The organism is Pseudomonas fluorescens (assembly GCF_000967965.1).
Classification (GTDB): Bacteria; Pseudomonadota; Gammaproteobacteria; order Pseudomonadales; family Pseudomonadaceae; genus Aquipseudomonas; species Aquipseudomonas grandcourensis.
Map to the genome: position 1 here is coordinate 1 of NZ_LACC01000007.1, position 26,403 is coordinate 26,403.

The window sequence follows — 26,403 nt, forward strand, 5'->3', positions numbered from 1 at the left end:
CTTAACTGACTGGCATTAGGCATCAAGGCCGCCTTTTTTTGTCTGCGAAGACCCGCATGCGCATGAAATCACGCTTTTCGCTGTAGTCCCGAGCGGTTTGACTGATGGGTTCGAACCTTCCATTGGGTTACGGATTTGTCTGTTCTTATAACTCTCGGTGATTTGACAAATAAAGACCTCAAGCGACCATCGGCGTGAGCTTGAAACGCCCCGCGGATGGGAGTACCGTCTGCGCCTTAGAAGGGCACCTCTGGTGTACATGTGTGTAGGGCAAATGCCCGAAAGCGGTGCGACAGAGAGGCTAGAAAGCGAATCCAGTAGTCAGTGCCGGGCCAAAGTCCCCGCCTGCTACGCCAACCTAATTCTGGCGCCGTTTGCCCACATGCCAAAAACCAGTGCCACGCTGCTGATAATCGATGATGACGAAGTAGTGCGCGCGAGCCTCGCCGCCTATTTGGAAGACAGTGGTTTCAGCGTCTTGCAGGCCAGCAATGGTCAGCAGGGTCTTCAGGTATTCGAGCAAGACAAGCCCGACTTGGTCATCTGCGATCTGCGCATGCCGCAGATGGGCGGACTCGAACTCATTCGCCAGGTGACCGAACGTTCGCCGCAAACGCCGGTGATCGTGGTGTCGGGTGCGGGCGTGATGAACGACGCGGTCGAAGCCCTGCGCCTGGGCGCAGCGGACTACCTGATCAAGCCTCTCGAAGATCTGGCCGTGCTCGAGCACTCCGTGCGCCGGGCCCTGGATCGTGCGCGTCTGTTGCTGGAGAACCAGCGCTACCGCGAGAAGCTGGAGAAGGCCAACCGCGAGCTCGAAGCCAGCCTGAACCTGCTCCAGGAGGACCAGAACGCCGGTCGCCAGGTGCAGATGAACATGCTGCCGGTCAGCCCCTGGACCATCGACGAATTCAAGTTTGCTCACCAGATCATCCCGTCGCTGTACCTGTCGGGTGATTTCGTCGACTACTTCCGGGTCGACGAGCGCCGGGTCGCCTTTTACCTGGCTGACGTTTCCGGTCATGGCGCCTCTTCAGCCTTCGTCACCGTGCTGTTGAAGTTCATGACCACGCGCCTGCTGTTCGAATCCAAGCGCAGTGGCACCTTGCCGGAGTTCATGCCTTCAGAGGTCCTTGGTCATATCAACCGGGGCCTGATCAGTTGTAAGCTGGGTAAACACGTCACAATGGTCGGTGGAGTCATCGACGAGGAGACCGGTTTGTTGACCTATAGCATCGGCGGTCATCTGCCGTTGCCAGTGTTGTACACGCCAGACAGTGTTCGTTATCTGGAAGGGCGTGGTCTGCCCGTGGGCCTCTTCAACGAAGCCACCTACGAAGACCACGTGCTGGAACTGCCACCGACGTTCAGCCTGACGCTGATGTCTGATGGCATTCTGGATCTTTTGCCAGAACCCACACTCAAAGAAAAAGAGGCGGCGTTGCCCCAACGGGTCAAGGCTGCGGGCGGCACCCTGGATGGGTTGCGGCAGGTTTTTGGATTGGCCACGCTAGGGGAGATGCCGGATGATATCGCCCTGTTGGTGTTGAGCAGGAATCTTTGATGAGTACCGGTAGAATCCAGTTCGCCGAGCAGGATGGCACCTTCGTCCTGAAGTTCGTCGGTGAAGTTCGCCTGACCCTGTGTTCGGCGTTGGATGCGACTATTGAGCGGATCTTCAGCGCGTTGAATTTCAACACGATCGTGATCGATCTGACCGAAACCCGCAGCATCGACAGCACCACGCTTGGCCTGCTGGCCAAGCTGTCGATCCTGTCGCGGCAGAAGGTCGGCCTGCTGCCGACCGTCGTCACCACCCACGAAGACATCACGCGTCTGTTGCAGTCCATGGGCTTCGAGCAGGTGTTCAACATCGTTGATAAGCCGGTGCCGTGCCCGGAATGCCTGGATGACCTGCCAGACCAGGATCAGTCCGAAGAAGTGGTGCGGATCAAGGTGCTCGAAGCGCACAAGATCCTCATGGGCCTGAACGACACCAATCGTGAAGCCTTTCATGACCTGGTGAATGCGCTCGAACGCCATTGATTGAGATAAACCTGTGGCGAGGGAGCTTGCTCCCGCTGGGCTGCGAAGTGGCCCCAAGGCCACAAATTTCTTAGTGTCAGAACTATCTCGTTAGCAGAATTTACGACTGCTGCGCAGCCGGACGGGAGCAAGCTCCCTCGCCACAAATGATCATTTGATACTCAAGAAACACCCACAAAAAAGGGCGAACCCACCAAGGTTCGCCCTTTTTGCATTACACCCACTCAGGTCACAGCTTGGCCTGCAACAGCGCCTCGAGCTTCTCCTGGTCCCGCGCGAACTGACGAATGCCTTCAGCCAGTTTCTCGGTCGCCATCGCATCTTCGTTGGACAGCCAGCGGAATTGCGATTCGCTGAGGCTCAGGCGCGCTTCACCGGCCTGGCCTGGCGCCAGTTTACGCTCCAGCTTGCCGGTATCCGCGGCCAGCTTGTCGATCAGGTCCGGGCTGATGGTCAGGCGGTCGCAGCCGGCCAGTTGCTCGATCTGGCCCAGGTTGCGGAAGCTCGCCCCCATGACCACGGTCTTGTAGTCATTGGCCTTGTAGTAGTTGTAGATGCGCGTCACCGACTGCACGCCCGGATCATCCGCGCCGGTGTAGTCGTTGCCGTTGGCTTTCTTGTACCAGTCGTAGATACGGCCCACGAACGGCGAAATCAGGAACACCCCGGCGTCGGCGCAGGCGGCTGCCTGGGCAAAGGAGAACAGCAGGGTCAGGTTGGTCTGGATGCCTTCCTTTTCCAGGATCTCTGCAGCGCGGATGCCTTCCCAGGTGGAGGCGATCTTGATCAGCACGCGGTCGCGGCCAATACCGGCCTTGTCGTACAACTCGATCAGGCGATGCGCACGCTTGAGCATGGCATCGGTGTCGAATGACAGGCGCGCATCCACTTCGGTGGAAATGCGGCCCGGGATCACCTTCAGGATTTCTTGCCCCACGGCCACGCCAAAACGGTCGCTGGCCAGGCCCACATCGCCCTTGCAGTCATTGACGCTGGCGTTCAGCAGCTCGGCATACGCAGGAATGGCCGCGGCCTTGAGCAACAGGGAAGGGTTGGTGGTGGCGTCCACGGGTTTAACGCGAGCGATAGCTTCGAAGTCGCCGGTGTCGGCAACCACGGTAGTCATTTGTTTGAGTTGTTCCAGCTTGGAAGTCATGGGCGTGCTCTGTCCTATGGGTCTGATGACATTACCCGAGCGCTGACAGCCACTCAAGGGTGTGTACGTGTATCGACGGCCCCTGCGGCAACAACCTGAAAACGGTTGTTTGAAAGGTGGGGCCTGGTAATGATGAATACGATGCCGAAACGCGGCACAGGTTCAAAGCAACTGACCGTCAGTGCGCCGTGGACATGCGTCCTACTGCGGATTCAACTGGGTCGAGACCGCCATTTTCGCAGGTTTCGCTTGGCCGTCGGAGGTCAGGAAACCGAAGTTTCTCTCACGGTCGTTGCCGCCCGTTTCACTGTTTTTCCACTCGTAGATCGATGTCAGCGGGATATCGAGCTTCTTGACGTCGGCGATGAAGGTGCTGATTTTTCTGGCCTGCGCTTCGATCCCGCCGTTTGAGCTGAGGGAGGGAACGCCCCATTCACTGATGACGCCCGGTAGATTGAAGTTTTGCTGAATAAACGCCTGGGCCTTGCTGATCTGCGCGCCCGACATGCCGTAGGGGTGATAAGAGATCGCACTCAGGCATTGGGGGTATTCACTGACAATTTTGTTCAGCGCCAATGCTGAGGTCGTGCCGGCACTCGGTGGCCGGGCGAAGCCAAAGCCGATCAGCAGCGTCGATTGCGGTTGGTCCTGAAGCGACTTGCATAGGGCACTCATGAACGGAACAAAGGTCGTGTCGAGATTTCGGGTTGGCCAGTACTTCGCCAGGTCCGGTTCGTTCCATATTTCAATCGCGACGAGCTGCGGCCCGTATGACTGCTCCAGCCCCTTCACCGAACTGGCGAACGATTCGCCGGCAGCCACGAGTTCACTGGTGTTGTCGGGCGCGGAGGTCAGCGCCTTGGTCGAGCGTACGGTCATCAGTACCGGCAGGTCGGCGGACTTGGCCGCGGCGAAGGCATCGCTGATCTGCTTTTGATACGCCGCGCCGTCCAGGTTGTTGGTCCATACGCCAAAGCGCACGAATCCGAAGCCTGCGGCCTTGATCTGCTCGGCGTCGGTGGGGGAGAAGGTCTGGATCTTCACCTGGACACCGATGGTTTTGTTGGCGGCAAGTGCGGGGAACAAGTCACTGGCGTAAACCTGACTGGCTGCACCAAGCATTAACAGGGTTGAGGCGCTGAGCCGTTTGAAACGTGCTGATTTCATGCCTGAACTCCTGGCGGGTAATGACATTTTCCAATCGTTGACTCGTTACTTTCATTTGGATGCTCGCGAGGGTGCGAAGTGCACGAATGTTATTTTTTGTCAGGTAGTTAGTTCCGGAAAATCACAGTTATTTTTGGTCCGGTAATTCTGGTTGGGTCGCTTTTGGGGGCTGTGGTACTTAATGCACTTGTATTAACAGGGCGAATCTATTTCTCAGTGCCGCAAGGTCTTGTGGGTTCACTAAAGCCCACTCGAAATGTTGGCATATTGATATTGCACGGGAAAGTAACCTTGTTCAGAAAGATCCTTGTCGTCTGTGTGGGCAATATCTGCCGAAGTCCGACAGCAGAAACTTTGCTGCGTAACGCGCTGGCCCCTTCAGCGATCACGGTGACCTCGGCGGGCCTTGCCGCACGGGTTGGCGAGGCCATGGAACCGTCGGCCCTCCAGGTTCTGGAAGACCACGGGCACAACGCCCAAGGGTTTAAGGCGCGGCAAATTACACCGGACATCGTCAATGAATCAGACCTGATTCTGGTCATGGAAAAAGAGCATGTAAAACAAGTACTGAAGATTGCCTCTCATGCCAGGGGCAAAGTGTTTTTGCTCGGAAAGTGGCAGAGCGAGCGAGAAATACAGGATCCGTATCGTCAAGGAAAGGCCGCTTTTATTCATGCCCATGCATTGATTGAAGATGCTGTTAGCTCATGGGCGCAGCGCCTCGGACATTGATGAATATTCTTCAGATCAGTGAATGGTAAGAACAGACTTATGCAGTTACCGTCAGTAATCGGCACCCGTGACAACGATCAAGACAGCATTGATCTTCTCGGCATATTTGGCTCTTTGATTGACCAGAAATGGTTGATCGGCGCGCTCACCGGTGCCTTCATGGCGACCGGCGTTGCCTATGCGGTTTTGGCAACTCCCGTGTACCTGGCGAACGCGCTGGTGCAGGTCGAGCCGAAGAAGAACGACATGCTCGGGTTTTCCGATCTCAACAGCATGCTCGGCGGGCAATCGCCGTCGGTGACCGAAATCGGCATCATCAAGTCCCGCGCGGTGATCGGCAAAACGGTCGATGATCTTCGACTTGATATCGACGTCACCCCCAACACCTTCCCGGTCATCGGCGGTTTTCTCGCCCGACGTTATCGCGGCGAGACCGAGTTCAGTGTCGCGGCGCCGCGCTTGGGCCTGAACAGCTACGCCTGGGGCGGTGAGCGCCTGGAGATCGCCCGGCTCAATCTGCCGAAAGAACTGCTGGGCAAGAAACTCACGCTGATTGCCGGCGAGCAGCATCGATTCCAGTTGTTCGATGAAAACGACAGCTTGCTGGTCGAAGGCGTCGCTGGCGAAGCGTTCAAACAGGACGAAGTAGAGGGGCAGATCGCTCAGCTGTCGGCGAACCCTGGCACCCGCTTCGAAGTGGTGCGCAATCCACGGATCGTGACCATCCAGAGTTACCAGGATGCGCTGGATATTTCAGAGCAAGGCAAGGAATCGGGGATCATTCGTCTGGCCCTGGCCAGCAGTGACGCGGCCGAGGCGGTGAAAATCCTCAATAAAATCGCTTCGTTGTATGTGCAGCAGAACGTGCAACGCACGTCGGCGGAAGCGGCGCAGAGCCTGGAGTTCCTGCAAGGCCAGCTGCCGCAGGTCAAACGCGACCTGGCCAAGGCCAGCGATGCGCTCAACGGTTATCAAACCCGCGGCAAGACGGTCAACATTTCCCTCGAAACCCAATCGGTGCTGGAACAGGTTGTCAGTCTGGATACGCGTATCTCCGAACTGAAAATGCAACAGGCGGAGATGGATCGCAAGTTCACCAAACAGCATCCGGCTTACCGCGCGCTGATGACCCAGATCGGCGAATTGACCCAGCAGCAGAAGGTTCTGGAGGGCAAAGCCCAGGACCTGCCTGCCACGCAACAGGAACTGCTGAACCTGACCCGCGATGTCGAAGTGGCGTCGCAGATCTACACGCAACTGCTGAACAAATCCCAGGAGCTGGACATCGTCCGGGCGGGGGCTGTGGGCAACGTGCGATTGGTCGACACCGCGGATGTCGACCTGACCAGCCCGGTCAAACCGAAAAAAGCCCTGATCGTGCTGATTGCAACCTTCCTCGGTGCCTTTTTTGGGGTAGCGCTGGTGTTGCTGCGCAAGTCCCTGAGCCGAGGCCTGGAAGGTCCGGAGGCCATCGAGCAGCTCGGCTTGCCGGTGTACGCGTCGATTCCATACAGCGCACTGCAACAGGAAGAGGACGGCAAAAAAGTTCGCGCCAAGGACGGGACGGACAAGCCGGCGTACCTGTTGGCCCTGCGTAACCCGACGGACCTGTCCATCGAGTCGATCCGCAGTTTGCGCACCTGCCTGCACTTTGCGGGGCTGGATTCGACCAACAACCGGATCATGATTTCCGGCCCGAGCCCACAGGTCGGCAAGACCTTCGTCTCCTCCAACCTCGCAGCGGTCATGGCGCAAAGCGGGCAGCGGGTCGTACTGATCGATGCCGACATGCGCAAAGGCCATCTGCACAAGACGCTGAACACACCGATCACCAACGGCTTGTCGGACCTGTTGGTCAAGCGCTGCAGCATCGAGCAGGCGATCAATAGAGTCGAAGTCGACAACCTGCATTTCATCAGTCGTGGGCAGGTTCCGCCCAATCCTTCAGAACTGCTGATGCACGCCAACTTTCGTGAACTGCTGGCGCAACTCAGCGAGCTGTATGACGTGGTGATCATCGACACGCCACCGCTGCTGGCGGTGACGGATGCGGCGATTGTCGGTCGCGAAGCGGGGATCAGCCTGATTGTCACGCGGTTCGGGGTGAACCCGGCCAAAGAGATCGAACTGACGATTCGTCGATTCGCCCAGAACGGCATCGAGTTGAAGGGCGCGGTGTTCAACGGCGTCGAGAAGCGCGCAGCCAGTTACTACGGCAACGGCAGCTACGGCTATTACAACTACGAATACGCGTCCGACAAATCCTGAGTGTCAGTGATTGTCCTTTCATGTTTGAAGTGGGTGAGTTGTGAAAAAAATACTGCACGTGGCAGAGACGATCAAAGGTGGCGTCGCGACGGTGATCCGCACGATTTCGGCTTCGCCCGAAGGCGACGCGGCAAGCTATGAGCTGGTCTATCTGGTCCCGCAGGATCAGGAAAAAGAACTGCACGGGATTGCCGGGGAACAGATCCGCACCTTCGCCCGGACCGGGCGCAATGTGCCGTCGTTGCTGCGCTTCGCCTGGCGACTGACCCAAGTGATGCTTAAGGAAAAACCCGATGTCGTGCATTTGCACAGCACCTTTTCCGGCGTTATCGGGCGTTGCGTGTGCGTGCTGTTGCGACCTTGGCGCAAGCCGAAGATCGTCTATTGCCCCCATGCCTTTTCGTTCCTGATGGAAAGCTCGCCGACCAAGCAGAAAGCCTACGCGTGGATCGAGCGGGTATTGCAGAAGGTCACCGACGTGATCATCTGCGTCAGCCAGTACGAGCTCGACAAAGCCGCGCAGTTCGGCATTGAGCGCAAGCGCATGAAGCTGATCTACAACGGCATCCATCACAAGGATGACGCGCCGAAAGCCAACGGTCCCGAGCCGATTCATCTGCTCTTCGTCGGCCGTCTCGATTATCAGAAAGGCTTCGACGTGCTGCTCAAGGCTTTCGCCAGAGTCCAGCGCAGCGACCTGAAACTGACGGTGGTGGGCAGTGCCGTGAACGAGGATTCGGTCGAGTGCCCTCCGATGGAAGGGGTTGAATACCTGCCGTGGGTGACGCCGAGCGAAGTCCAGGCGCTGTACCAGAAAGCCGATGCGCTGATCGTCCCCAGTCGCTGGGAAGGCTTTGCCATGGTGCCGCTCGAAGGCATGGCCATGGGCTTGCCGGTGATTGCCAGCAACTGCACGTCGCTGCCCGAATTGGTCACCAACGAGGTGTCCGGCTACGTCTTCCCCAGTGGGGACCACCAGGCGCTGGCCGATGTGCTGACGAAAATCCAGAAGCCGCGCTTGCTCGACCTTGGCAGCGAAGGGCGCAGCATTGTCCGCGAGCGCTTCAGCGCCGCGTTGATGATCCGCCAGACCTATGACCTGTATCGCGCCCCCACTTTTTAAGTAGAACTCAAGCTTATGAACGTAACGATTTTGCATGGCTACAGTGCGTCCAACTCCGGTGACGGTCTGCTGGTGGATCTGGCCATTGCCCTGGTGCATCGAAACTTTGGTGACGACACCTCGATCAGTGTCGTGGCCTCCGATCCAGAGTCCTTCAGCTACTTGCCGCACCCGCGTTTTGACGCGCCGGTCATGGCGGCCAAGGGGCTGGGGCGGGTCAAACAGGCGGTGTTCCTCAACCAGTCCTACGCCGGTCTTGCTGATCTGTTGAAGAAAACCGATTTGATCGTCGGCGTCGGTGGCGGCTACATGCGCTCCAAAAGCGCCTTCGAACACATCAAGTTGAAACTGGGTCACGCCAAGCAACTGGAAACCGCAATCCTCAGCAAAGTGCCGTCGGTGTACCTGCCGCAAAGCATCGGGCCGTTCCACGGCGAGAGCAGCAAGATCGTCGAGCATTACGCCAGCGCCGATGCGGTGTTTGTGCGTGACAATCGCTCATCGGCGATTTTCGATGCCTGTGAAAATGTCTACCGCGCGCCGGATCTGGCGGTCCAGTCATTGGCCAGCAAGATCCTCATGCAGCCCAAGTTCACCCGTTGCGCGTCATCGCCGGCAACGGTGTGCGTGGTGCTGCGCAAGCCGCCGGAGTGGAGCAAGGAGAAGAAGGTCGCCTACGTGGCCAACCTGAAGTTGCTGCTGCAGCGTTTGAAGAACAAAAGCAAAGTGGTTTGCGCGGTCCAGAGCGCTGTTCGCGGCAACGATGACGGTGCGTTCTATCGCGAACTGGGCATTACCGAAGACCTGCTGCCATTGAAAGCGACCTTGGCCAAATATCAGCCGGACCTGGTGATTTCCGTGCGCCTGCACGGCGCCATCGAATCGCTGTTGTCCGGCGTCCCGGCGTACCACATCAGCTATGAGCGCAAAGGCTTCGGCGCCTATCAGGACATGGGCGTGGAAGACTGGGTGATCAACGGCGGCGACATCAATGTCGACACCATCATCGACACGGTCTACGCACCGAACGCACTGTCCAGTTTCGGCAAACGCCTGACCGACACCTGTCGCGAGATCGAGGCAAAAACCGTGGCCATGGACGACATCATCAAAGGTATCGTTCGATGATATTTCGGCTACTGCTTCGCGGCGGGGCATTGGGCGCGAAGTTTTTGCTGGTGCTGGCGATCACCCATTTCCTCGGTTATGAGGCGTTGGGTTTTTACGGCGTGGTGGTCGCTGCCTCGTTGATTGCGTCGAAGTTCTACAGCGTCGGCTTCAGTTCCGAAATCAATCGGCTGATCAGCGTCGGTGGCAGTTCGCGACGGGTCGTCGACAGGGTCCTGCTGCTGTACCTGGCCGTAGGGCTGTTGTTGTCGGTGGTGACGGTGTTGGTTTATTCGCTGTTCCAGGCAGTCGAGGCGACGACCGCGCTGATCCTCTGCGTGACGCTGGTTTTGCTCACCGAGCACCTGTCCTTCGAGATCAACTCCTTCGTGTTTTCCGCGCAGAAAGCCACGGCCGGTGCGTTGTTGTTTTTCATCAAGACCGGCCTCTGGGCGCTGTTGGCGGTGGGCGGGATGATGCTCGGCTGGGTGTCCGGGATCGCCAGTGTGCTGTGGTTGTGGGTTGCGGCCAACGTGCTGGTGATCGTCGCCGGTTACCTGATAGTGGTGAACGTGCACAAAGGCCGGGTGAGCGGGACACTGGCCACGGCAACCGTGTGGAAGGCCGGGTTGCCGTTCTATCTGGGCACAGGGTTAATCGCGTTGAGTCAGTACGCCGAGCGCTTTCTGATCGTCGATCTGGAACCCTACGCCAGTCTCGGTAAATACGTGTACGCCTGGTCGGCGGCCAACACCTTGCAAGCGCTGTCCTATGCGGTGGTGGCGGTGGTCGGCATTCCGGTGCTCGCCAAACGTTTTCAGGCGGATCAACAGCCGTTCACGGTCCGGCAATTGTTCGTGAACAAATGGGTCATGCGCTCGCTGGTGGTGTCCGCCGCGGTGGCGGTGCTGATTTATCTGTTCTTCAATGTCGTGCTCGATTACGTCGCCACGAGTGTTCCGCGTCCGGACAACGCGATCCTTGGCGTGCTGATTTTTTCCTTCGCGTTGCGCGCGATCGGCGACATCGTCTGGGGTGGTTTGATTGCCTCGAAGAACAGCCGGGTGTCACTGGCCAGTGCGGCGATCTGCTTGCTGGTTTCGGTGCCGGTCAGCTACCTGCTGATCAAGCACTATTCGATCTACGGCGCTGCCTGGGGCAACGCATTTGCGATCATCGTGCAGCTCGGCGTGATTGCCGTGTTGACCCGTGTGACCCGGCCGAAAGGGGCTTTGGCATGGGGTTGAAGCTGCCACTGATCGAGTTTCGCGGCAGAAAGCTCGACTCCTCGATTTCGTTCCTGATCCTGTTCACCGGGTTGTTTCTGTCGGTTGCCATGCCGCTGTTGATCCCCCGCGATCCAGGTCCGGATGCCATGACCCTGTGGTCGTCCTACGCGCGTGCCGACAACTGCAATTTCTGGAACCCGTTCTCGCCGGATCGCTCTTCCTATGAGTGTTCCGCGTTTCTGCTGCGGCCCACCGGGATCAATCTGACCAATGCCTGGGCCTACGGCATGTTCTGCAATTTTTTCCTCACGGCGATTCCGGTGGTGGTCTTCCGGCGCATGCCGCTGGCGATTTTCGGCACGCTGTGTCTGTGGGGCATCGTTCGCTCGTTTTTCCTTGAAAACCTGACCAAGGAAATCATTGTGTCGGTGGCGGTGTTGAGCATTTTGCTCAGCTCGTTGACGCGCAAATATCGCGGCGGATTTTTCCTCTCGGCGGTGATCTACGGCGTGCTGATCCGGCCCTACTGGATTCTGTTTTCACTGTCCTGGGTCGGCGTCTGCGTGATGAAGAAGTACGTCTCGCGCTTCACCTTCTTCCTGATGCTGTTCCTGTTCTACCTGGCGGTCGCCATGGCGATCCAGGTGGCGCTCGGGTTTCCGGTGTCGTCGATTCGCGCCAGTAACAACGAACTGCGCACGGCGGGCGAGGAGGGTTCCAAGTCGTTGATCGTCTCGTGGCTCAGCGGCAGCGACTTTGTCTCGCAGGCGCTTGACTCGATGATCATCTTCTTCCGGTTGTCGTTCCCGGTGGAGCTGATTTTGCTGTCGGGGCCGGGGCAGGTGATCTTCGTGGCGTTGATGATCATGACCGCGTTGCTGCTGTTCAAAGTCATCACCTCGACCGATTACAAAGGCGCGCCGATCCAGACCAAACCCAAGGAACTAATCGCGATTCCGCTGGCGTTCCTGCTGGTTCAAGGCCTGTTCGAGCCGGACTTCGGCTCCTTCGCCCGGCACTTCTCGATGGTGGTGCCGGTGTTGTTCGTGGGCCTGGGATTGATGCTGCGGGCGAACAAGCCAGTGCAGGTTGAATCAAGAATTCTGAATTGAGGCAGGTGCTTTATGTCGAGCAAGAAAAAGTCCCTGGAGATCGAAACCCTGCGTGGCCTGGCGTGCCTGCTGCTGGTGCTCTATCACGTCATCGGCCCGTTGGGCGGTGGTTTGAAAATAGACCTGGGCTCGCCGTTCCGGGTGATTGCCGATTCGATGGTGTATGTGCGCATGCCGCTGTTCACCTTCATTTCCGGCTACATCTACTCCATCTACAAAATCCGCGGGAATGACTTTTCGGCGTTCTTCAGCGGCAAGGTGCGACGCTTGATCGTGCCGCTGTTTTGCGTGGGCGTGCCGTTCTCGGTATTGCAGGCGGTGGGCCCGGGGGTGAACAAGGACGTCGGTGTGATCGACGCGTTGTTGGCGTTCTGGGTGCCGGTCAACCACTTCTGGTTCCTGCAGGCGGTGTTCATCATTTTCATGTTTGTCGGCCTGCTGGAGTGGCGTGGTTTGCTGCGTTCGGCGACGCGTTTGTACCTGCTGTTCGCGTTTGCGGCAGGGGTGTTTCTGCTGCCGCCGTTCAAGCTTGATGCGTTTGGCATCAACGGTGCGATCTACCTGCTACCGTTTTTCGTGGCGGGGATGATTGGCCAGGAAAATGTCGATGCGTTTAAGCAACGGTTCAAGGTGATCGGGCCGTTGGTGTTTGTGTTGATCTCGCTGACGCTGCTGTACGTGGCGGCGATTGATCGCGACTTGATCGTCGACCGCCGCAGCTTGATCGGTTTGACCGTGGGTTGCGTGTCCTGCATTGCGTTGCTGTCCAGTGACATGCGCTCGAAGTGGCTGACCTGGCTCGGCGGGTATTCCTATGGGATCTTCCTGTTCCATGTGTTGTTTGCCGCCACTTCGCGGTTTGTCCTGGGGCGTTTGGGCGTGAAGGACGAAAGCCTTCTGGTGCTCGGTGGCTTGGCGTGTGGCTTGCTCGGGCCGGTGGTTCTATCGATGGTTTTCAGTCGATTCAACTTCACCTCCGTGCTGTTCCTGGGTGAGCGCGCGGCGGCTAAAAAACCGCCGGCAAACGTCGCCCCGGTGCCCCAGACTTGAGGTTTGTCCGAGTGAAGGAATCGATGCATGTTGGCAGTTGATGACGTCCAGCCTGTTGCGGCGTCAGTGGTCGAAGTTGGTGACGCTCGTGAACGGTTTGGCCAGTGGCGCGAAGGGAAGGGTGGGAAGGTCCTGTCCATCTCGGTGATCGGCGACAGCTACAGCGCCGGGCAGGATTTCTATCTGAACAAACTGGTGCAGCGGCTGGCCGGGGAGGCGGGTTTCGCCGGCCCCGGCTATGTCGGCTTCAATCATGGCGCGGCGCTTGGCGGTACCCACTTCAAATACACCCGCAGCAGTGAAAAGTACTTCGGTGGTGACTGGCAGGTGTCCGCCCTCGGCGAGGCCAGCCCCGACAGTCGCACCCTTACCGGTCGACCTGGTGCCTGGTTGCAGATCGATGCCAACCCGACAGCGTCCATCAACACGGCTGTCACCCAAGCGAAATTGCTGTACCTGGGAGACGGAGAATCCAGTGAGGTGCGCTACCGCTGGGCTCCGTCGCAAACCTGGCAACCATTGACGCTCGCAGGCTCCGGAGTACAGGAACTGCCACTGTCCGGCACCTCGGCAGCGAAAGACTGGGCGTTCCGGCTGGAAGTGGTGAAAGGCGCGCCAACGCTCTTCGGTCTGTTGATGAGCAACGATCAGGGCGGCGTGCGGGTGTCCAAGCTGGCAGCGTCCGGTGCGGCGTCCGCTGACTTCTACCACCGCGATATCCGTTGGCAGGCGCAGTGGAAGGCGGTGGTGTCGAAGATTCCCGCCGACATCTACCTGATCATGCTGGGTGGCAACGATCAGGGTTTTGGCGTGAAGCCCGAGCAGTACCTGAAGAATATTCAGGGTTTGGTGGGGATGGTCCGCGAGATTCAACCAGCCGCGAGCATCAACCTGATCCTGCGTCAGGACACGACGCGTTCCAGTGCTTACCCGATGTCAGCCTATGCGCAAGTCCTGGAGCCCTGGGCACGCAAGGAACATCTGGGTTACGCCAATCTGCAGTGTGCGTTTGGCACCGATTTCAAGCGCTACGCCGCCACCATGATCGGCCCGGACAAGATTCATCCGGTTCCGGCCACGGGTGGGCAAGTGATCGCTGATTACTTCTATCGTCTTCTTGTCGGTGGCAACACCGGGGTATCAGCACAGGACACCTGTAGGAGCGAGCTTGCTCGCGATGGTCGTCAACGATAACGCGCGAATCCTGAAGAATTGCGGTGTCATTGAGTTTTTCGCGAGCAAGCTCGCTCCTACAGGGCAGCCGATTCGAAGTGCTCCAGATGAGCGAGCAGCTCTGCTGTCTTGAGCGGCATCAGTTGCGTAGCACAACGGGTCTCCACGTTGATGATGATGGCCGGGTCGTTGCAGCAAATGCGCACTCGGAACCGCCAGTCGCTGAAAATCACTTTCAGTCCATCGCGGTCATCGATTTCCAGCGCCTGCCCGCGGTAAAGCCTTTTCAGGTGAGCGAGGAGGGGATAGGGGTCGAGCATCGACCGGCGGATGTCTCCGGAAGACGGAAACATACCGATTCGTTCCACCAGCAGAGTGGGGCCGAGCCAGGACTCGTTGGCGCTCGGCAACCGCTGATGTCGCGATAACGAGGACATCACCCCGAGGTTGCCCACCTCCATTTCAATGTATGCCGAGAGTTTTTCAATGTTCATGGTTGGCCTGCCTTGAATGAAGTGTGGGCGTGGGGTGCTGGAGCCGTCTTAGCGGCCCTTGAGGTACACGTTTTCGTAGCAGAAGTTGGTCGCCTGCAAGTATCCCTCGGCGTCGCCGCAATCGAAGCGCAAACCCTTGAACTTGTAGGCCAGCACACAGCCGTTCTGCGCCTGTTTCATCAGCGCGTCGGTGATCTGGATTTCGCCGCCTTTACCCGGTTCGGTGTCGGCGATCAGGTCGAAGATATCCGGCGTCAGAATGTAGCGGCCGATGATCGCCAGGTTCGACGGGGCGTCTTGCGGGGCCGGTTTTTCCACCATGTTGTTGACCCGGTAGATCCCGTCGGAGATCGGCTCGCCGGCAATCACGCCGTACTTGTGGGTCTGGTCGCGCGGTACTTCCTGGATGGCCACGATCGAGCAGCGGAATTTCTTGTAGAGCTGGATCATTTGCGTGAGGACGCCATCACCTTCCAGGTTCAGGCACAGGTCATCAGCCAGTACCACGGCGAAGGGTTCGTCGCCGATCAACGGACGGCCACTGAGAATCGCGTGGCCCAGGCCCTTCATTTCCACCTGACGGGTGTAGGAGAAGGTGCAGGTGTCGATGAGCTCGCGGGTTCCGGCCAGGAATTTCTCTTTCTCGGTGCCGCGAATCTGGTGCTCCAGTTCATAGCTGATGTCGAAGTGGTCTTCCAGCGCGCGCTTGCCCCGCCCGGTGACGATCGCCATGTGTTGCAGGCCGGCATCCCGTGCTTCTTCAACGGCGTATTCGATCAACGGCTTGTTGACGATCGGCAGCATTTCCTTGGGCATGGCTTTGGTCGCCGGCAAGAAACGAGTGCCATAGCCAGCAGCGGGGAACAAACATTTACGAATCATAAAAAAATATCCTGGACAGTCATGGAACACAGCCAACGGGTGCGCGCAATAACGAGTGATTGCAAGTTTCAATGATTATTGAAGGCTTACTTTAATACCTGAGTCTGGCCACTAGTGGCAAATAGCAATGTGCGGATAACACGACAATGTTATGAGATGTCGGGTTGATAGTTGTTAGTTATTTTTAGTCGGTATCTGTTGATAGTGGTGAGTGCGTCGGAATGCTAATAAGTATCCCGCAATACAGTTTGGCCTGAAAAAATATTTATTGCCAGCCGTTGAACTAATTTTGTTTTGTGTTGTTGTCGCTCTTATTTGTGTGGTTCAGCACACACCTTTAACAAGAGGGGCTTGACACGCAACTTCGCACTTTTCCCACTATGGACCGCGCTATGAAAATTCTGGTAACGGGTGGAGCTGGTTATATCGGTTCGCACACCACGCTCGCGCTGCTTGAGGCAGGCTATGAAGTTGTTGTGCTGGATAATCTTTGCAACAGCAGCGACGCGGCATTGCACGCGGTGGAAGCCATTTGCGGCAAGAGTGCGCTGATGATTCGCGGTGATGTGTGCGATCGGGCCTTGCTGGACCGGATTTTCCAGCAGCATGCCATCGATGCCGTCCTGCACTTTGCCGGTCTCAAGGCCGTTGGCGAGAGCGTGCGCAAGCCGCTTGAGTATTACGAGACCAACGTCAGCGGCAGCATCACCCTGTGTCAGGCGATGGCCGCTGCCGGGGTGTTTCGCCTGGTGTTCAGTTCGTCGGCCACGGTATACGGTGAGCCGGAGCAGATGCCGATCCGTGAGGATTTCCCCACGGGCAGCCCCACCAATCCCTACGGCCAATCCAAGCTGATCGTCGAAAATGTGCTGCGCGACCTGGCCCTGGCCGAGCCGCGCTGGAGCATCGCGCTGTTGCGTTACTTCAACCCGATCGGCGCGCATGACAGCGGTCATCTGGGCGAAGACCCGAGCGGCATTCCGAATAACCTGGTGCCCTACATCAGCCAAGTGGCGGTTGGCAGCCTGCAAGAGTTGTCGATCTTCGGCAACGATTACCCCACGGTCGACGGTACCGGGGTACGCGACTACATCCACGTCGTGGACCTGGCGGACGGGCATCTCAAGGCCTTGCAATCCATCGCCGGGCGCACCGGCATTCATACGTGGAACCTGGGCACGGGCGATGGCTACAGCGTGTTGCAAGTGCTGCGGGCGTTCGAGCAGGCGTGTGGTCAGCCGGTGCCCTATCGGATGATGCCGCGTCGCTCGGGTGATATCGCCGAGAGCTGGGCCGACCCTTCCAAGGCGGAGAAAGAGTTGGGCTGGAAGGCCACGCGCAACTTGCAGGACATGGTCACGGATACCTGGCGCTGGCAATCGAATCACCCCAAAGGCTACCTGGGATGATGGCGTTTTAGCCTAATGTTATTTCCGGTCAGGTTGTTAGATATCGTCGGGAAAATACACTGGCTATGCCTTTTGCAAGTCCGTAGATATAAACCTGCCGTTCGACTTTTATCAGTTGGGTAAGACTGTGAAAGAACAACGGATCTTGTTCGCACTTTTCGCGGACTTGAACTCTACCACCTCTAACGAACTACCCGATTTCGATCAGGTTGAATGTTAGAAAGGAGTTGATATGAAGAAAGTGATGGCAATTGCCCTGTTGACGATGTTGAGCAACTGGGCGTCCGCGGTAGAAGCGCCGCTTACAACTGCGACCAATGTGTTGGGTAACGTGGCGGCGACTCAAGCCACTGCAGCCAGTACTGCAATGGTCGCCAGTGCTGTAGCGGCGTCCAACAGTGGTGGAAGTGCAAACGGCGGTACGACGGGTACGACAGGTACCACGGGTACAACCGGTACGCACAACTAACTGAAACACCTGTTGGTGCAGTACAAGGTCGCCCGATGAAAATCGGGTGACTTTGTTTTTAGATTCGCCCTTGAATAGCGTAGTGCCATTATGACTCGTAGTTTTTCTCTTTTAATGTTGGCAAGCATCGCTTTACAAGGTTGCATGTTTTCCCCCGGCCAATACCTGAGCACCAGTGATATCACACGCCAGGGCGCCAGTGAGAGCAGCCGGGTCGAGCTCATTCCGATCACGCCCAAGCTCATCTCCATGAACAGGGCCACGCAAAAGCGTGAGTCCGTGCCGACGGAACTATTGGCGGCCCCGGCCGAGTACCGCATCGGCAGTAACGATGTCCTGTACATCACGGTCTGGGATCACCCGGAGCTGACCGCACCCTCCGGCGCGCAACAGCAGATTGATGCCAACGGTCGCCTGGTCCGTGCCGATGGCACGCTCTACTACCCGTTTATCAAAGAGGTCCAGGCGGCTGGTAAAACCGTCCAGCAACTGCGATCGGACATCGAAGAAAGGCTGTCGGCCTTCATCGCCGACCCGCAAGTGGATGTCGCCGTGTTGCGCTTTTCCAGTCAGAAAGTCGTGGTGACGGGCGCCGTTTCGAAGGCCGGTCCGCAAGCGATTTCCACCAACCCGCTCAGTGTGGTCGAGGCCCTCGGTTCTGCCGGTATCGATACGGCGAGTGCCGACTTGTCCGGCCTGTTGCTGACGCGAAACGGACGGGTCTACACGCTCAATCTCGACACGCTCAACCAGCCGGATTCCGAGTTGCAGAACGTCTACCTCAAGGGTGGCGATCAGTTGTATCTGCCGTACAACGACAAAAAGCGCATCTACGTCATGGGCGAGGTCAACCAGCCCCGCGCACTGAGCTTCAAGACCGCCACCATGAACCTGTCCGATGTGCTGGGCTCGGTCGGCGGATTGAGTCAGACCACCTCCAACGGTAACGCCGTGTACGTGATCAGGGGTGTTGAAAACCTCGATGTGGAACCGGCGAAGGTCTACCAACTGCAAGCCGAATCACCGACCGCGATGGCGCTGGCCACGCACTTTGAAGTACGTCCCCAGGACGTTGTCTACGTAGGTCCTGCCAACGTGACTCGCTGGAATCGCTTCATCAGCCAATTGGTGCCGTCGGCATCGATTGTCGGTACGGGCGCTTCCGCGGCGAAGAACATGAGTGAAGTCAGCAGCAACAGCAAATAAGGCCGGGTCCGATCGTGAGAACGTTGAATGTTGGCGTCTGCTTGATAGCGGCCTTGATGTTGTGTGGCTGTAACCCGCTGATGGTCGCTTCGTTGACCAACCTCAAATCGGCGGTGGCGGGGCCAGATGAGCTGGACGTGACGGCGGCCCAGGTGGCGGATGTGCGCTATCCCCAGCTCAAGCTGACCACACCGTCCGGTTCCGGTGTGCTGGCGCTGGTGCGTGAGCGCGGCGACCTGCAGTTCTGGGTCGCGTCCGGCAAACAGGTTCTGCTCATGCGCGATGGCCTGGCGGTGCGCAGCATCGGCCTGGGCCTGGGCGACGATCTGGACGGGACCCGCCTTGCTGACGTCGAGCCCTTCAAGCAAGGCCTCCATCAAGTGCCCGATGGCTACACCAGCCAGCGCTGGATCGATCTCTACCAGGGCCAGGAAGTCGGGGTGACCTTGAGCAGTCGCTTCTCCCGCAAATCCATGGAAACCCTGGAAATCCTCAACAAGGAATATGCCGTGCTACGTGTCGATGAGCAGATTGACGCGCCGGCCATCGGCCTGCGTGCGACCAATCGTTACTGGGTCGATCCCGTTGACGGTTTCATTGTGCAGAGTGAGCAGCAACTGACCTCGCAATTGCGGGTCAAGATCGTGCAACTGACTCCTGACCGCAGGCATGCCCGGTGAAGCGGGTCAGGGCTCTATCGGCGTGCCTGCTGTTGATCACCGGCATCAGCCATGCAGCGGTCACCGTTACCGGTGACGTTGCCAATCCGGGGGCGGTCGAGTTGCCGGCGGGCGGGCGATTGCTGGACGTGATCAGCGTGGCACAGCCCAATGCCGAGAGTTACTGGTTGGCGGGCGTATTGCTGCGTCAGTCTCTGATCGAGCAACAGACCCAGCTCAAGGCCGGGGTGCTGTTCGATCTGGACGTGTTGCAGCGCATGGCCGTGCTTTTCGACAGGCCGAGCCGGGCTGCCCTGGCGGTGCGGTTGGCCGAGCAAGTCAGGCGCATGCCGGTCACCGGGCGCCAGGTGGCTGTTCTGGACCCGGTCGCCGTGGAAGTCGGGTTTGCCCGCAACATTCGCCTGGACGACGGCGACCGCCTGATCTACCCGTTGCGGGTCGACGAAGTCGAGGTGCTAGGCGCTGTCGCCGAGTCGTGCCGGTTGCCCTATCAACCACTGCAAGAGGCCCGCGAATACCTGCAGGGCTGCACGCCGCTGGTCGATGCGGACGCCGATTACCTGTGGTTGATCCAGCCCAACGGCGTCACCCGGCGCGTCGGCATTGCCCACTGGAATCGCGAGAGCGGGCAGATACCTGCCGCCGGCAGCAAGATTCTGGTCCCGGTCAAAAACGATGACCTTGATCCGCCTATCCCTGAACTGAATCAGCAGTTGGCCGAATTTGTTGCCACGCAGTTGGCTGAGGTGGTTCGTTGAATTTACGTTTTGCAGCCGTATTGTTATTGCCCTGTGGTCTGGCTCATGCAGAACCACGCATTACCCAAAATGATTTCGGTGGCGCGGGCTTGTTGCAGACGCCGACGGCGCGCATGGCGCCGGCCGGTGAGTTGAGCCTGAATGCCAACCGCACCGAGCCTTATAGTCGCTACAGCGTTTCACTTCAGCCACTTGAGTGGCTGGAAGGCTCGTTTCGCTACACCGCGATCACCAACCGCCCTTACGGCCCCGAATCGTTGAGCGGCAACCAGAGCTATAAGGACAAGGCGGTCGACCTCAAGGCCCGCCTGTGGGAAGAAACCCATTGGGCGCCCGAGGTGGCCTTGGGCTTCCGGGACATCGGCGGTACAGGCCTGTTCTCCAGTGAATTCGTGGTGGCCAACAAGCGCTATGACAATTTTGATTTCAGCGCCGGCATTGCCTGGGGCTACCTGGGCAACCGCGGTGACTTCGAAAACCCGCTGGGCTACCTCGGTGATCGCTTCAAGACCCGGCCGGCCAACGAAGGCACCGGTGATGTCAACGCCGGGGCCTATTTTCGCGGGAGCCCTTCCTTTTTCGGCGGCGTGAGCTATCAGACGCCCTGGGATCGGCTCAGCCTGAAACTCGAATACGAAGGCAACGATTACAAGCACGAGCCAAAGGACAACCAGATCAAGCAGGACTCGCCGATCAACCTCGGTGCGGTGTTCAAGCTGACCGACTCGATCGACCTCAGCGCTGCGTGGGAGCGTGGCAATACGGCGATGTTCGGCGTCACTTTCCATACCAACTTCGCCAGCCGTAAGGCGCCGGCCAAGACGTTCGATCCGCCGGCTGAACCGTTGCCAGCGAAAGCGCCGAGCACCGAGATGGAACAGGTCAACTGGGCCGATGTGTCCCGACGCCTGCAGCAAAATGCCGGGTACAAGGTCGAGCGCATCAGCCAGCGTGATTCCGAGTTGATCGTGTATGGCGAGCAGCAGCGTTACTTCCATTCGGCCAAGGCCGTTGGCCGGGCGAGCCGGATTCTGGATAACAGCGTCAACGACGATATCGACTGGTTCACCGTGGTGAACAAGCGCTACGACCTGCCGCTTGAAGAGACCAGCGTGCCTCGGCAAACCTTCCGCGAAGTGATCAACAACGAGGAGCCGCTGCAAACGCTGCACCGCACCACCGAAATCAATCCGGCGATGCCGCACAACGAGAAAGCCCTCTACACCGAAGCGCTGCAGCCATTCGCTTATGGCGTGGGGCTGGGCTTCAAGCAGAACGTCGGTGGCCCCGATGGCTTGCTCTATCAGTTCAGTGCCGACGCAGACGCCGAGTACCGCTTCAACCGCAACACCTGGTGGAGTGGCTTGCTCAGTGCCAACCTGATCAACAACTTCGACAAGTTCACCTATGACGCACCCAGCGGCTTGCCCCGCGTGCGCACGGACTTGCGCCAGTACATGACCACGTCCGATGTCACCATGCCGTTGTTCCAGGTCAGCCATGCCGAGCAGTTGGACAAAGACCTGTATGGCATGGTGTACGGTGGCTACCTGGAGTCGATGTTTGCCGGCGTCGGGGGCGAGGTGCTGTTCCGTCCGACCGGCGAGCGCTGGTCGGTGGGCGCGGATCTGAACTACGTGCGCCAGCGGGAGTTCGACCAGGGGTTTGGTTTGCGTGATTACTCTGTGTTGACCGGTCATATCACCGGCTACACCGACTTGCCCCACGATACGCTGGCAGCCATCAGCGTCGGGCGTTACCTGGCAGGTGACTGGGGCGGCACGCTGGATATCTCGCGGGAGTTTTCCAACGGCGTACGGTTTGGTGCGTGGGCAACAATCACCACCGCAACCGGCCCTCAATACGGCGAAGGTAGTTTCGACAAAGGCATCTACCTGTCCGTTCCGTTCGACGAACTGATGAGCATGTCGACCATGCGCCGCGCCAACCTCGTCTGGTCGCCACTGACCCGGGACGGCGGTGCACGGCTCAATCGCAGCTACCAGTTGCACTCCATGACCGACAGCCGCGACGACGACATGTTCTACCGCAACTTCGAGAAGATCACCGAGTAACCTGTAGGAGCGAGCCTGCTCGCGATGGCGTCGGCACATTCAGCATTGATGTTGACTGACCCGCCGCCATCGCGGGCAAGCCACGCTCCCACAGGGGGCTTTTGGTGACTCAGAAATCTGGCTACACACCCGACTCCTGTGGGAGCGAGCTTGCTCGCGATGGCGTCATTACATCCAGCTTTGATGTTGACTGACCCAACGCTTTCGCGAGCAGGCTCACTCCTACAGTGGTCTTTTGGTGATCCAGAAATCCGGACAGTCCCGAATCACAGCCACAAAAAAGGGGACTTGCGTCCCCTTGCGGTGTTGCCTTGTGCAGCGTTAAACCATCAGTAGATGTCCTTCGACAACAAGGTGAACGGCGTCTTCACCAGAATCTTCAGGTCCAGCCACAACGACCAGTTGTTGATGTACTTGAGGTCTATCTCGACACGCTTCTGCATCTTGTCGATGGTGTCGGTCTCGCCACGGCAACCGTTGATCTGCGCCAGGCCAGTGATGCCCGGTTTGATTCGATGGCGCGCCATGTAGGCGAGAATTTTCCCGGAGTAGTAGTTGTTGTGCGCGATGGCGTGAGGGCGCGGGCCGACCAGCGCCATGTGTCCTTGCAGCACGTTGAACAGTTGCGGCAACTCGTCCAGCGAAGTGCGACGGATGAAGCGTCCGACGGCGGTGATGCGCGAGTCGTTACGGCTGGCCTGCTTGACCTCATGGTCATCGTGCACGCGCATGGATCGGAACTTCCAGACCTGAATAATCTTGCCGTTCCAGCCATGGCGGTCCTGCTTGAAGAACACAGGGCCAGGCGAGTTGAGCTTTACGGCCAGGGCAATGACCAGCAGCACCGGGCTCAGCAGGATAATGGCCAGCAGGGCCACGCTTTTTTCCACCAGGCTTTTACTCAGCGCGGCAGTGGGCCGGCTGGTCAGCGGACTTTCGTTCAGGTAGATCGCTGGCAGGCCGTCCACGACTTTCACCGAGTGATTGAGCAGCGTCAGGCTGTTCAAGTCCGGCACCCAGACCACGTCAACGTTGGCATCGAGCAAATCGACGTACATGGCTTCGATTTTTGCCGCTTCCGACAGGGGCAGCGTGATGTACAAACGACGGATGTCATGGGTCTTGATCAGTTCCAGCAGGTCCTCCTGGGCGCCGAGGATGCGCGGTGCGCCTGGCTCCAGGGCAGGAAGGGCACCGTTGCTGACCAGGCCCACCAACGGCAGGTTTTCGAGGTCGCTCAGCTTGTTCGCCAATCCCAGCGCCAGTTCACCGGTGCCGACGATCAGGGTTTTATGCTCGCTTTTACGTGACCGCTGGTAGAACTTCGAGAACGCATGCAGCGGCGCATACAGCAACGCCTGGCCGAGGAAACCGTACACCGCCCAACCCAGGATGACTTGCCGGGAAAACAGCTCATCGGCCTTGCAGATAAACGCGATGCAGGCCAGCGCGGCCATCGTCATGGACCAGCCCATGAACAGGCGTCCCAGCCCTGACAGATAATTGTCTCTTTTGCGGTACACGCCGCTGAACGTATAAGCCGGAACCGAGGCCAGTACCGCGAGCGTTGCGCACATTCGGTAATAGAACTCGACCGTTCCGGTGTGCCGTTCAGCCAGTATGAACAACAGAGAAACTACAAAGCCCTGTGCCAGCGCCCATTGCCCCCAAAAGGTAAGTCCCTTGAGGCCGGTGTTTCGATTGATACTAAGAGTAAGATCCATACAATATCCCCAAAAGACGTCCATTCAGGTTTCGACAGTTGAAATCCGAGTTGTTAAGTAGACTTGTTATTGTTTTTGGAGCGAGTGTCCTGAGGTAACAGCGTCGATATGCCGAACTGTCGTCAGTCAATAGACTAAGTTATTGGTGGGGATGCTGTCTGACGAGTTCTAACAAGATGGCAAAGTGCCAACTATTAAAACTTTAGAAAGGGTCGAGCGTTAGAAAAGGTCGAATGGAAGAGGGTGAGCAATTAGAGTGGTATTTGGTATTGTAGGAGGGGTGGGGATGAGGGGGGTCTGACTAGCGCAGAGGTTGAAACCAAACAGAGTGCTATTTTTATTGTTGTAATCGCACTGTTTCTGTTTGTTTTATTCGCTAAAGGTGGAGGTGTTTACGCCACGACTTCCTGGATCAGGCAATAGCCGCGATTTCTTACTGCACGGAACAGTCGCTCACCGTTACTGGCACTTTTGAATTTTTCTTGCAGTCGACTCAGGCACATTTCCAGGCCGCGATATTGTTCCGGCTCCCTGCCGATGCTGAGGATCAGTTCGTCTCGACTTACGACACGCTCTTCATGGTGCAGCATTTTCTTTACCAGCGCGGCTTCCAATCCGGTCAGGCTGATCTCGATGCCCTCTTTTACCAATGCGCTTTGATCCTTGTCGAGTTGCCAGGCTTCGCTGTAAGGAGTGTCGCCGTCGATTGTTCGCGTAATATCATTGGCTGCCCCGGCTGTTGCCGGCATGCAGTGGAATGGATTCGCCGATTGCGCTGCCAGCCATTCGGATTCCAGGGTGGCCAATAGTCGCTGTGTATCATGTTCGATACTACGCGCGACGTTTTTCCTTGAAACGCTTGGGTAGCTGAACTCCATCAGCACAGGAGCGGAAGAGGGTGAAGCAACACCTTCAATAAACATTTGTGCCTGGGAGGTGCCAAACGAGTTGAAGCGCTTACTGGACAGGATGGTCTCAAGTTCACGCTGCGACGTAGTGCTGTGGGTCACGACGACAAAGTATTTTCTTGGGAGGGTTGTACTAGTTTCCATGTCTCTCTCCTGAAGTACACACCAAATTTGGCTAAAAGATGATCGGCAGGGGAGTAATGACTCCCTCGGAAGTAATCGAAAGGCAGGGTCTGGGCCCAAATTTGGCCCTCGATAGGTTCCACTCGATCTACAGCTATAGAATAAACTTTTCTTGTTATGGTCCAATGTTGCCACGGTCATGAAATCGATAAGTGCCTTTGGTATGAAATACAAAAAAACGATGAGGCCGAGACCTTTGTGTCGTTGAGGAAGTCGCCTGATGAACTAATACTAACGCGCCATCCCGTCTGTGTGTCGGGGGGTTGAGATCAGCCCCCTCATCAACCGGTAACCATGCCCCCGGATGCTCTGGATGGCGTTTGTGCCATACATGTCCTTGATTTTTCCACGAAGGCGACTGATCGATTTTTCCAATGCCCTGGGGTCATAAAAGTTGGTGTTGAGTCCCATGATGTTGGCGATTTCATCGTGACTTAGTATGTGGTTACTGGTTTGCGCAAAGGCTTCCAGGATCTTCATTTCTGCAAAGGAGATGTCCAGCTTCTTGCTGGTACCCAGTAGACAAATACGGGTGGGGTCCAATATCAAATTGATATCTCTTTGCCATTCTTCACTGCTGAAGAACTCGGCGAGCAACTCAGAGCTTTCATCGGAAAGGGTATTGAACTTGATGCAGTAGTCGGCCCCCGCAAGATAGTACTTGATCTTGTTGTAGGTGCCTCGGCCCGTGATGACCGCGCAAATGATGGGTTTCAAGTTGCCGGTGCGCAGGTTTTCCACTAGTGCGAGGCTTTCCTCGAGGGCCTGGGGGCTGTCGATGATGATGAAGATGGCGCGATACGAACCAGAGCGTTCATTCTTCTTGAATGAACTAGTGTAGGAGTTGGCATCTAGTGCCATATCGGTCCGCACATGCCTTGCGACTAGCGCTCTAAAATGTTCAGCCACGCCACGGGTACGACCCAGAGTGAGAACTCCGGGTTCATCGTTTGTCTGGCGCTGGCTTCTAGTCGCTAAGTTCCCTGTAAGCATCATGCATTGACTCGAATAGGTGCTGACATCGGGATGTTAAAGCACCGGTTCTCATCTGTGACTGACAATTGGTAACATTTACGCGATTTTTAGACGTGGCTCCCGAGTTTTTTAACAATAGTTAAGCTTTTCAAGCTTTTAGTTGATTTTCTCGGCGGGCTAAACTAGTGGGATAGCGTCGTTAGATGGTGGCAATATGGAATTGTGCCACTATTTTGAAACGATGGCGATTTGTTTTTTATGTCCTTTTGCCACTGTTTGGCCTGCTGCGTGCCACCATTCAAGCCAAGATGCTGAATCCACTAAGAAACACAAATAGTGTGAGAGCGATCACACTTTATTCAGTGGCGAGACTTTTTTCTACTAAATAGCTAAATATTTTCCCGAGGTGTTCGTACGCGGACGATTATTAACATGGCTTGAGTGTGTCTTTTGATAAGACATATTCTCCCTCGCTAC

The 26,403-nt window shown here is 57.4% G+C and carries 23 protein-coding genes; 16 read left to right on the forward strand and 7 right to left on the reverse strand.

Going from position 1 to position 26,403, the window contains the following annotated elements; all coding sequences use genetic code 11:
* The first annotated feature begins 382 nt into the window (after positions 1-382).
* Both rssB and rssC read left to right on the forward strand, forming a co-directional pair.
* Complete coding sequence (rssB, locus tag VC35_RS04605) at positions 383-1,564, forward strand: two-component system response regulator RssB (RefSeq protein WP_046038062.1); 1,182 nt, start codon at positions 383-385, stop codon at positions 1,562-1,564.
* Positions 1,564-2,046 carry an anti-sigma factor antagonist RssC gene (rssC, locus tag VC35_RS04610; protein ID WP_046038063.1) on the forward strand — a complete coding sequence of 161 codons (483 nt, stop codon included), beginning with the start codon at positions 1,564-1,566 and terminating at the stop codon, positions 2,044-2,046. The genes rssB and rssC overlap by 1 nt, the downstream gene beginning before the upstream one ends.
* Before the next feature lie 229 nt (positions 2,047-2,275).
* On the opposite strand, the gene tal is transcribed toward rssC, so the two are convergent.
* Complete coding sequence (tal, locus tag VC35_RS04615; protein WP_046038065.1) at positions 2,276-3,202, reverse strand: transaldolase; 927 nt, start codon at positions 3,200-3,202, stop codon at positions 2,276-2,278.
* Positions 3,203-3,403: 201 nt separating this feature from the next.
* On the reverse strand, positions 3,404-4,369 hold the full coding sequence (locus VC35_RS04620; protein ID WP_046038067.1) for a glycosyl hydrolase family 5: 966 nt from the start codon (positions 4,367-4,369) through the stop codon (positions 3,404-3,406).
* A 291-nt stretch (positions 4,370-4,660) separates the two neighbouring features.
* Here VC35_RS04620 and VC35_RS04625 point away from each other — a divergent pair, with 291 nt between their 5' ends.
* Genes VC35_RS04625 through VC35_RS04660 form a run of 8 tightly spaced genes read left to right on the forward strand, consistent with a single transcriptional unit; the run spans position 4,661 to position 14,184 of the window.
* The gene (locus VC35_RS04625) at positions 4,661-5,101 is read left to right on the forward strand and encodes a low molecular weight protein-tyrosine-phosphatase (RefSeq protein ID WP_046038070.1); all 441 of its coding nucleotides are present in this window, start codon (positions 4,661-4,663) and stop codon (positions 5,099-5,101) included.
* 39 nt (positions 5,102-5,140) lie between these two features.
* Entirely contained in the window at positions 5,141-7,369 is a 2,229-nt protein-coding gene (locus tag VC35_RS04630; RefSeq protein ID WP_046038072.1) for a polysaccharide biosynthesis tyrosine autokinase, read from the forward strand.
* Positions 7,370-7,409: 40 nt separating this feature from the next.
* The gene (locus VC35_RS04635; protein WP_046038073.1) at positions 7,410-8,492 is read left to right on the forward strand and encodes a glycosyltransferase; all 1,083 of its coding nucleotides are present in this window, start codon (positions 7,410-7,412) and stop codon (positions 8,490-8,492) included.
* Positions 8,493-8,507: 15 nt separating this feature from the next.
* Entirely contained in the window at positions 8,508-9,620 is a 1,113-nt protein-coding gene (locus tag VC35_RS04640) for a polysaccharide pyruvyl transferase family protein (RefSeq protein ID WP_046038076.1), read from the forward strand.
* Entirely contained in the window at positions 9,617-10,846 is a 1,230-nt protein-coding gene (locus VC35_RS04645) for an MATE family efflux transporter (RefSeq protein ID WP_046038078.1), read from the forward strand. The genes VC35_RS04640 and VC35_RS04645 overlap by 4 nt, the downstream gene beginning before the upstream one ends.
* Positions 10,837-11,940 carry a hypothetical protein gene (locus VC35_RS04650; RefSeq protein WP_046038080.1) on the forward strand — a complete coding sequence of 368 codons (1,104 nt, stop codon included), beginning with the start codon at positions 10,837-10,839 and terminating at the stop codon, positions 11,938-11,940. The genes VC35_RS04645 and VC35_RS04650 overlap by 10 nt, the downstream gene beginning before the upstream one ends.
* Before the next feature lie 12 nt (positions 11,941-11,952).
* Positions 11,953-12,990 carry an acyltransferase family protein gene (locus VC35_RS04655; RefSeq protein ID WP_046038082.1) on the forward strand — a complete coding sequence of 346 codons (1,038 nt, stop codon included), beginning with the start codon at positions 11,953-11,955 and terminating at the stop codon, positions 12,988-12,990.
* A 27-nt stretch (positions 12,991-13,017) separates the two neighbouring features.
* Positions 13,018-14,184, forward strand: a complete 1,167-nt coding sequence (locus VC35_RS04660; RefSeq protein WP_046038083.1) for an SGNH/GDSL hydrolase family protein — start codon at positions 13,018-13,020, stop codon at positions 14,182-14,184.
* Positions 14,185-14,240: 56 nt separating this feature from the next.
* Here VC35_RS04660 and VC35_RS04665 read toward each other — a convergent pair whose 3' ends face one another.
* Both VC35_RS04665 and galU read right to left on the reverse strand, forming a co-directional pair.
* Positions 14,241-14,657, reverse strand: coding sequence for a mannose-1-phosphate guanylyltransferase (locus VC35_RS04665; protein WP_046038085.1), 417 nt, complete (start codon positions 14,655-14,657; stop codon positions 14,241-14,243).
* 48 nt (positions 14,658-14,705) lie between these two features.
* Positions 14,706-15,539 carry a UTP--glucose-1-phosphate uridylyltransferase GalU gene (galU, locus tag VC35_RS04670; protein WP_046038087.1) on the reverse strand — a complete coding sequence of 278 codons (834 nt, stop codon included), beginning with the start codon at positions 15,537-15,539 and terminating at the stop codon, positions 14,706-14,708.
* A 392-nt stretch (positions 15,540-15,931) separates the two neighbouring features.
* On the opposite strand from galU, the gene galE reads away from it, so the two are divergent.
* The 6 genes from galE to VC35_RS04700 all read left to right on the forward strand — a co-directional run bounded on the left by galE (position 15,932) and on the right by VC35_RS04700 (position 22,136).
* A complete protein-coding gene (gene galE / locus VC35_RS04675; RefSeq protein WP_046038089.1) occupies positions 15,932-16,948 on the forward strand; it encodes a UDP-glucose 4-epimerase GalE in 1,017 nt (338 codons plus the stop codon).
* Between the two features lie 232 nt (positions 16,949-17,180).
* Positions 17,181-17,417 (forward strand): hypothetical protein, encoded by a 237-nt coding sequence (locus tag VC35_RS04680; RefSeq protein ID WP_046038091.1) that lies wholly within the window; start codon positions 17,181-17,183, stop codon positions 17,415-17,417.
* A gap of 90 nt (positions 17,418-17,507) precedes the next feature.
* Positions 17,508-18,623 carry a polysaccharide biosynthesis/export family protein gene (locus tag VC35_RS04685; protein WP_472978131.1) on the forward strand — a complete coding sequence of 372 codons (1,116 nt, stop codon included), beginning with the start codon at positions 17,508-17,510 and terminating at the stop codon, positions 18,621-18,623.
* A 14-nt stretch (positions 18,624-18,637) separates the two neighbouring features.
* Positions 18,638-19,303 carry a YjbF family lipoprotein gene (locus VC35_RS04690; RefSeq protein WP_080925255.1) on the forward strand — a complete coding sequence of 222 codons (666 nt, stop codon included), beginning with the start codon at positions 18,638-18,640 and terminating at the stop codon, positions 19,301-19,303.
* Positions 19,300-20,061, forward strand: coding sequence for a capsule biosynthesis GfcC family protein (locus VC35_RS04695; protein ID WP_046038095.1), 762 nt, complete (start codon positions 19,300-19,302; stop codon positions 20,059-20,061). The genes VC35_RS04690 and VC35_RS04695 overlap by 4 nt, the downstream gene beginning before the upstream one ends.
* The gene (locus tag VC35_RS04700; RefSeq protein WP_046038096.1) at positions 20,058-22,136 is read left to right on the forward strand and encodes a YjbH domain-containing protein; all 2,079 of its coding nucleotides are present in this window, start codon (positions 20,058-20,060) and stop codon (positions 22,134-22,136) included. Before VC35_RS04695 ends, VC35_RS04700 begins: the two co-directional genes overlap by 4 nt.
* A gap of 329 nt (positions 22,137-22,465) precedes the next feature.
* On the opposite strand, the gene VC35_RS04705 is transcribed toward VC35_RS04700, so the two are convergent.
* The 3 genes from VC35_RS04705 to VC35_RS04715 all read right to left on the reverse strand — a co-directional run bounded on the left by VC35_RS04705 (position 22,466) and on the right by VC35_RS04715 (position 25,947).
* Positions 22,466-23,860 carry an undecaprenyl-phosphate glucose phosphotransferase gene (locus VC35_RS04705; RefSeq protein WP_046038098.1) on the reverse strand — a complete coding sequence of 465 codons (1,395 nt, stop codon included), beginning with the start codon at positions 23,858-23,860 and terminating at the stop codon, positions 22,466-22,468.
* 392 nt (positions 23,861-24,252) lie between these two features.
* Positions 24,253-24,912, reverse strand: a complete 660-nt coding sequence (locus tag VC35_RS04710; RefSeq protein WP_046038100.1) for a winged helix-turn-helix domain-containing protein — start codon at positions 24,910-24,912, stop codon at positions 24,253-24,255.
* 270 nt (positions 24,913-25,182) lie between these two features.
* Positions 25,183-25,947, reverse strand: coding sequence for a winged helix-turn-helix domain-containing protein (locus VC35_RS04715; RefSeq protein ID WP_046038102.1), 765 nt, complete (start codon positions 25,945-25,947; stop codon positions 25,183-25,185).
* Between the last annotated feature and the right edge of the window lie 456 nt (positions 25,948-26,403).

Coding starts and splice junctions, on each gene's coding strand:
- galE (WP_046038089.1), top strand. CDS start 15,932: ATGAAAATTCTGGTAACGGGTGGAGCTGGTTATATCGGTTCGCACACC.
- tal (WP_046038065.1), bottom strand. CDS start 3,202: ATGACTTCCAAGCTGGAACAACTCAAACAAATGACTACCGTGGTTGCC.
- VC35_RS04715 (WP_046038102.1), bottom strand. CDS start 25,947: ATGATGCTTACAGGGAACTTAGCGACTAGAAGCCAGCGCCAGACAAAC.
- galU (WP_046038087.1), bottom strand. CDS start 15,539: ATGATTCGTAAATGTTTGTTCCCCGCTGCTGGCTATGGCACTCGTTTC.
- rssC (WP_046038063.1), top strand. CDS start 1,564: ATGAGTACCGGTAGAATCCAGTTCGCCGAGCAGGATGGCACCTTCGTC.
- VC35_RS04710 (WP_046038100.1), bottom strand. CDS start 24,912: ATGGAAACTAGTACAACCCTCCCAAGAAAATACTTTGTCGTCGTGACC.
- VC35_RS04645 (WP_046038078.1), top strand. CDS start 9,617: ATGATATTTCGGCTACTGCTTCGCGGCGGGGCATTGGGCGCGAAGTTT.
- VC35_RS04620 (WP_046038067.1), bottom strand. CDS start 4,369: ATGAAATCAGCACGTTTCAAACGGCTCAGCGCCTCAACCCTGTTAATG.
- VC35_RS04660 (WP_046038083.1), top strand. CDS start 13,018: ATGTTGGCAGTTGATGACGTCCAGCCTGTTGCGGCGTCAGTGGTCGAA.
- rssB (WP_046038062.1), top strand. CDS start 383: ATGCCAAAAACCAGTGCCACGCTGCTGATAATCGATGATGACGAAGTA.
- VC35_RS04705 (WP_046038098.1), bottom strand. CDS start 23,860: ATGGATCTTACTCTTAGTATCAATCGAAACACCGGCCTCAAGGGACTT.
- VC35_RS04665 (WP_046038085.1), bottom strand. CDS start 14,657: ATGAACATTGAAAAACTCTCGGCATACATTGAAATGGAGGTGGGCAAC.
- VC35_RS04655 (WP_046038082.1), top strand. CDS start 11,953: ATGTCGAGCAAGAAAAAGTCCCTGGAGATCGAAACCCTGCGTGGCCTG.
- VC35_RS04680 (WP_046038091.1), top strand. CDS start 17,181: ATGAAGAAAGTGATGGCAATTGCCCTGTTGACGATGTTGAGCAACTGG.
- VC35_RS04630 (WP_046038072.1), top strand. CDS start 5,141: ATGCAGTTACCGTCAGTAATCGGCACCCGTGACAACGATCAAGACAGC.
- VC35_RS04650 (WP_046038080.1), top strand. CDS start 10,837: ATGGGGTTGAAGCTGCCACTGATCGAGTTTCGCGGCAGAAAGCTCGAC.
- VC35_RS04685 (WP_472978131.1), top strand. CDS start 17,508: ATGACTCGTAGTTTTTCTCTTTTAATGTTGGCAAGCATCGCTTTACAA.
- VC35_RS04640 (WP_046038076.1), top strand. CDS start 8,508: ATGAACGTAACGATTTTGCATGGCTACAGTGCGTCCAACTCCGGTGAC.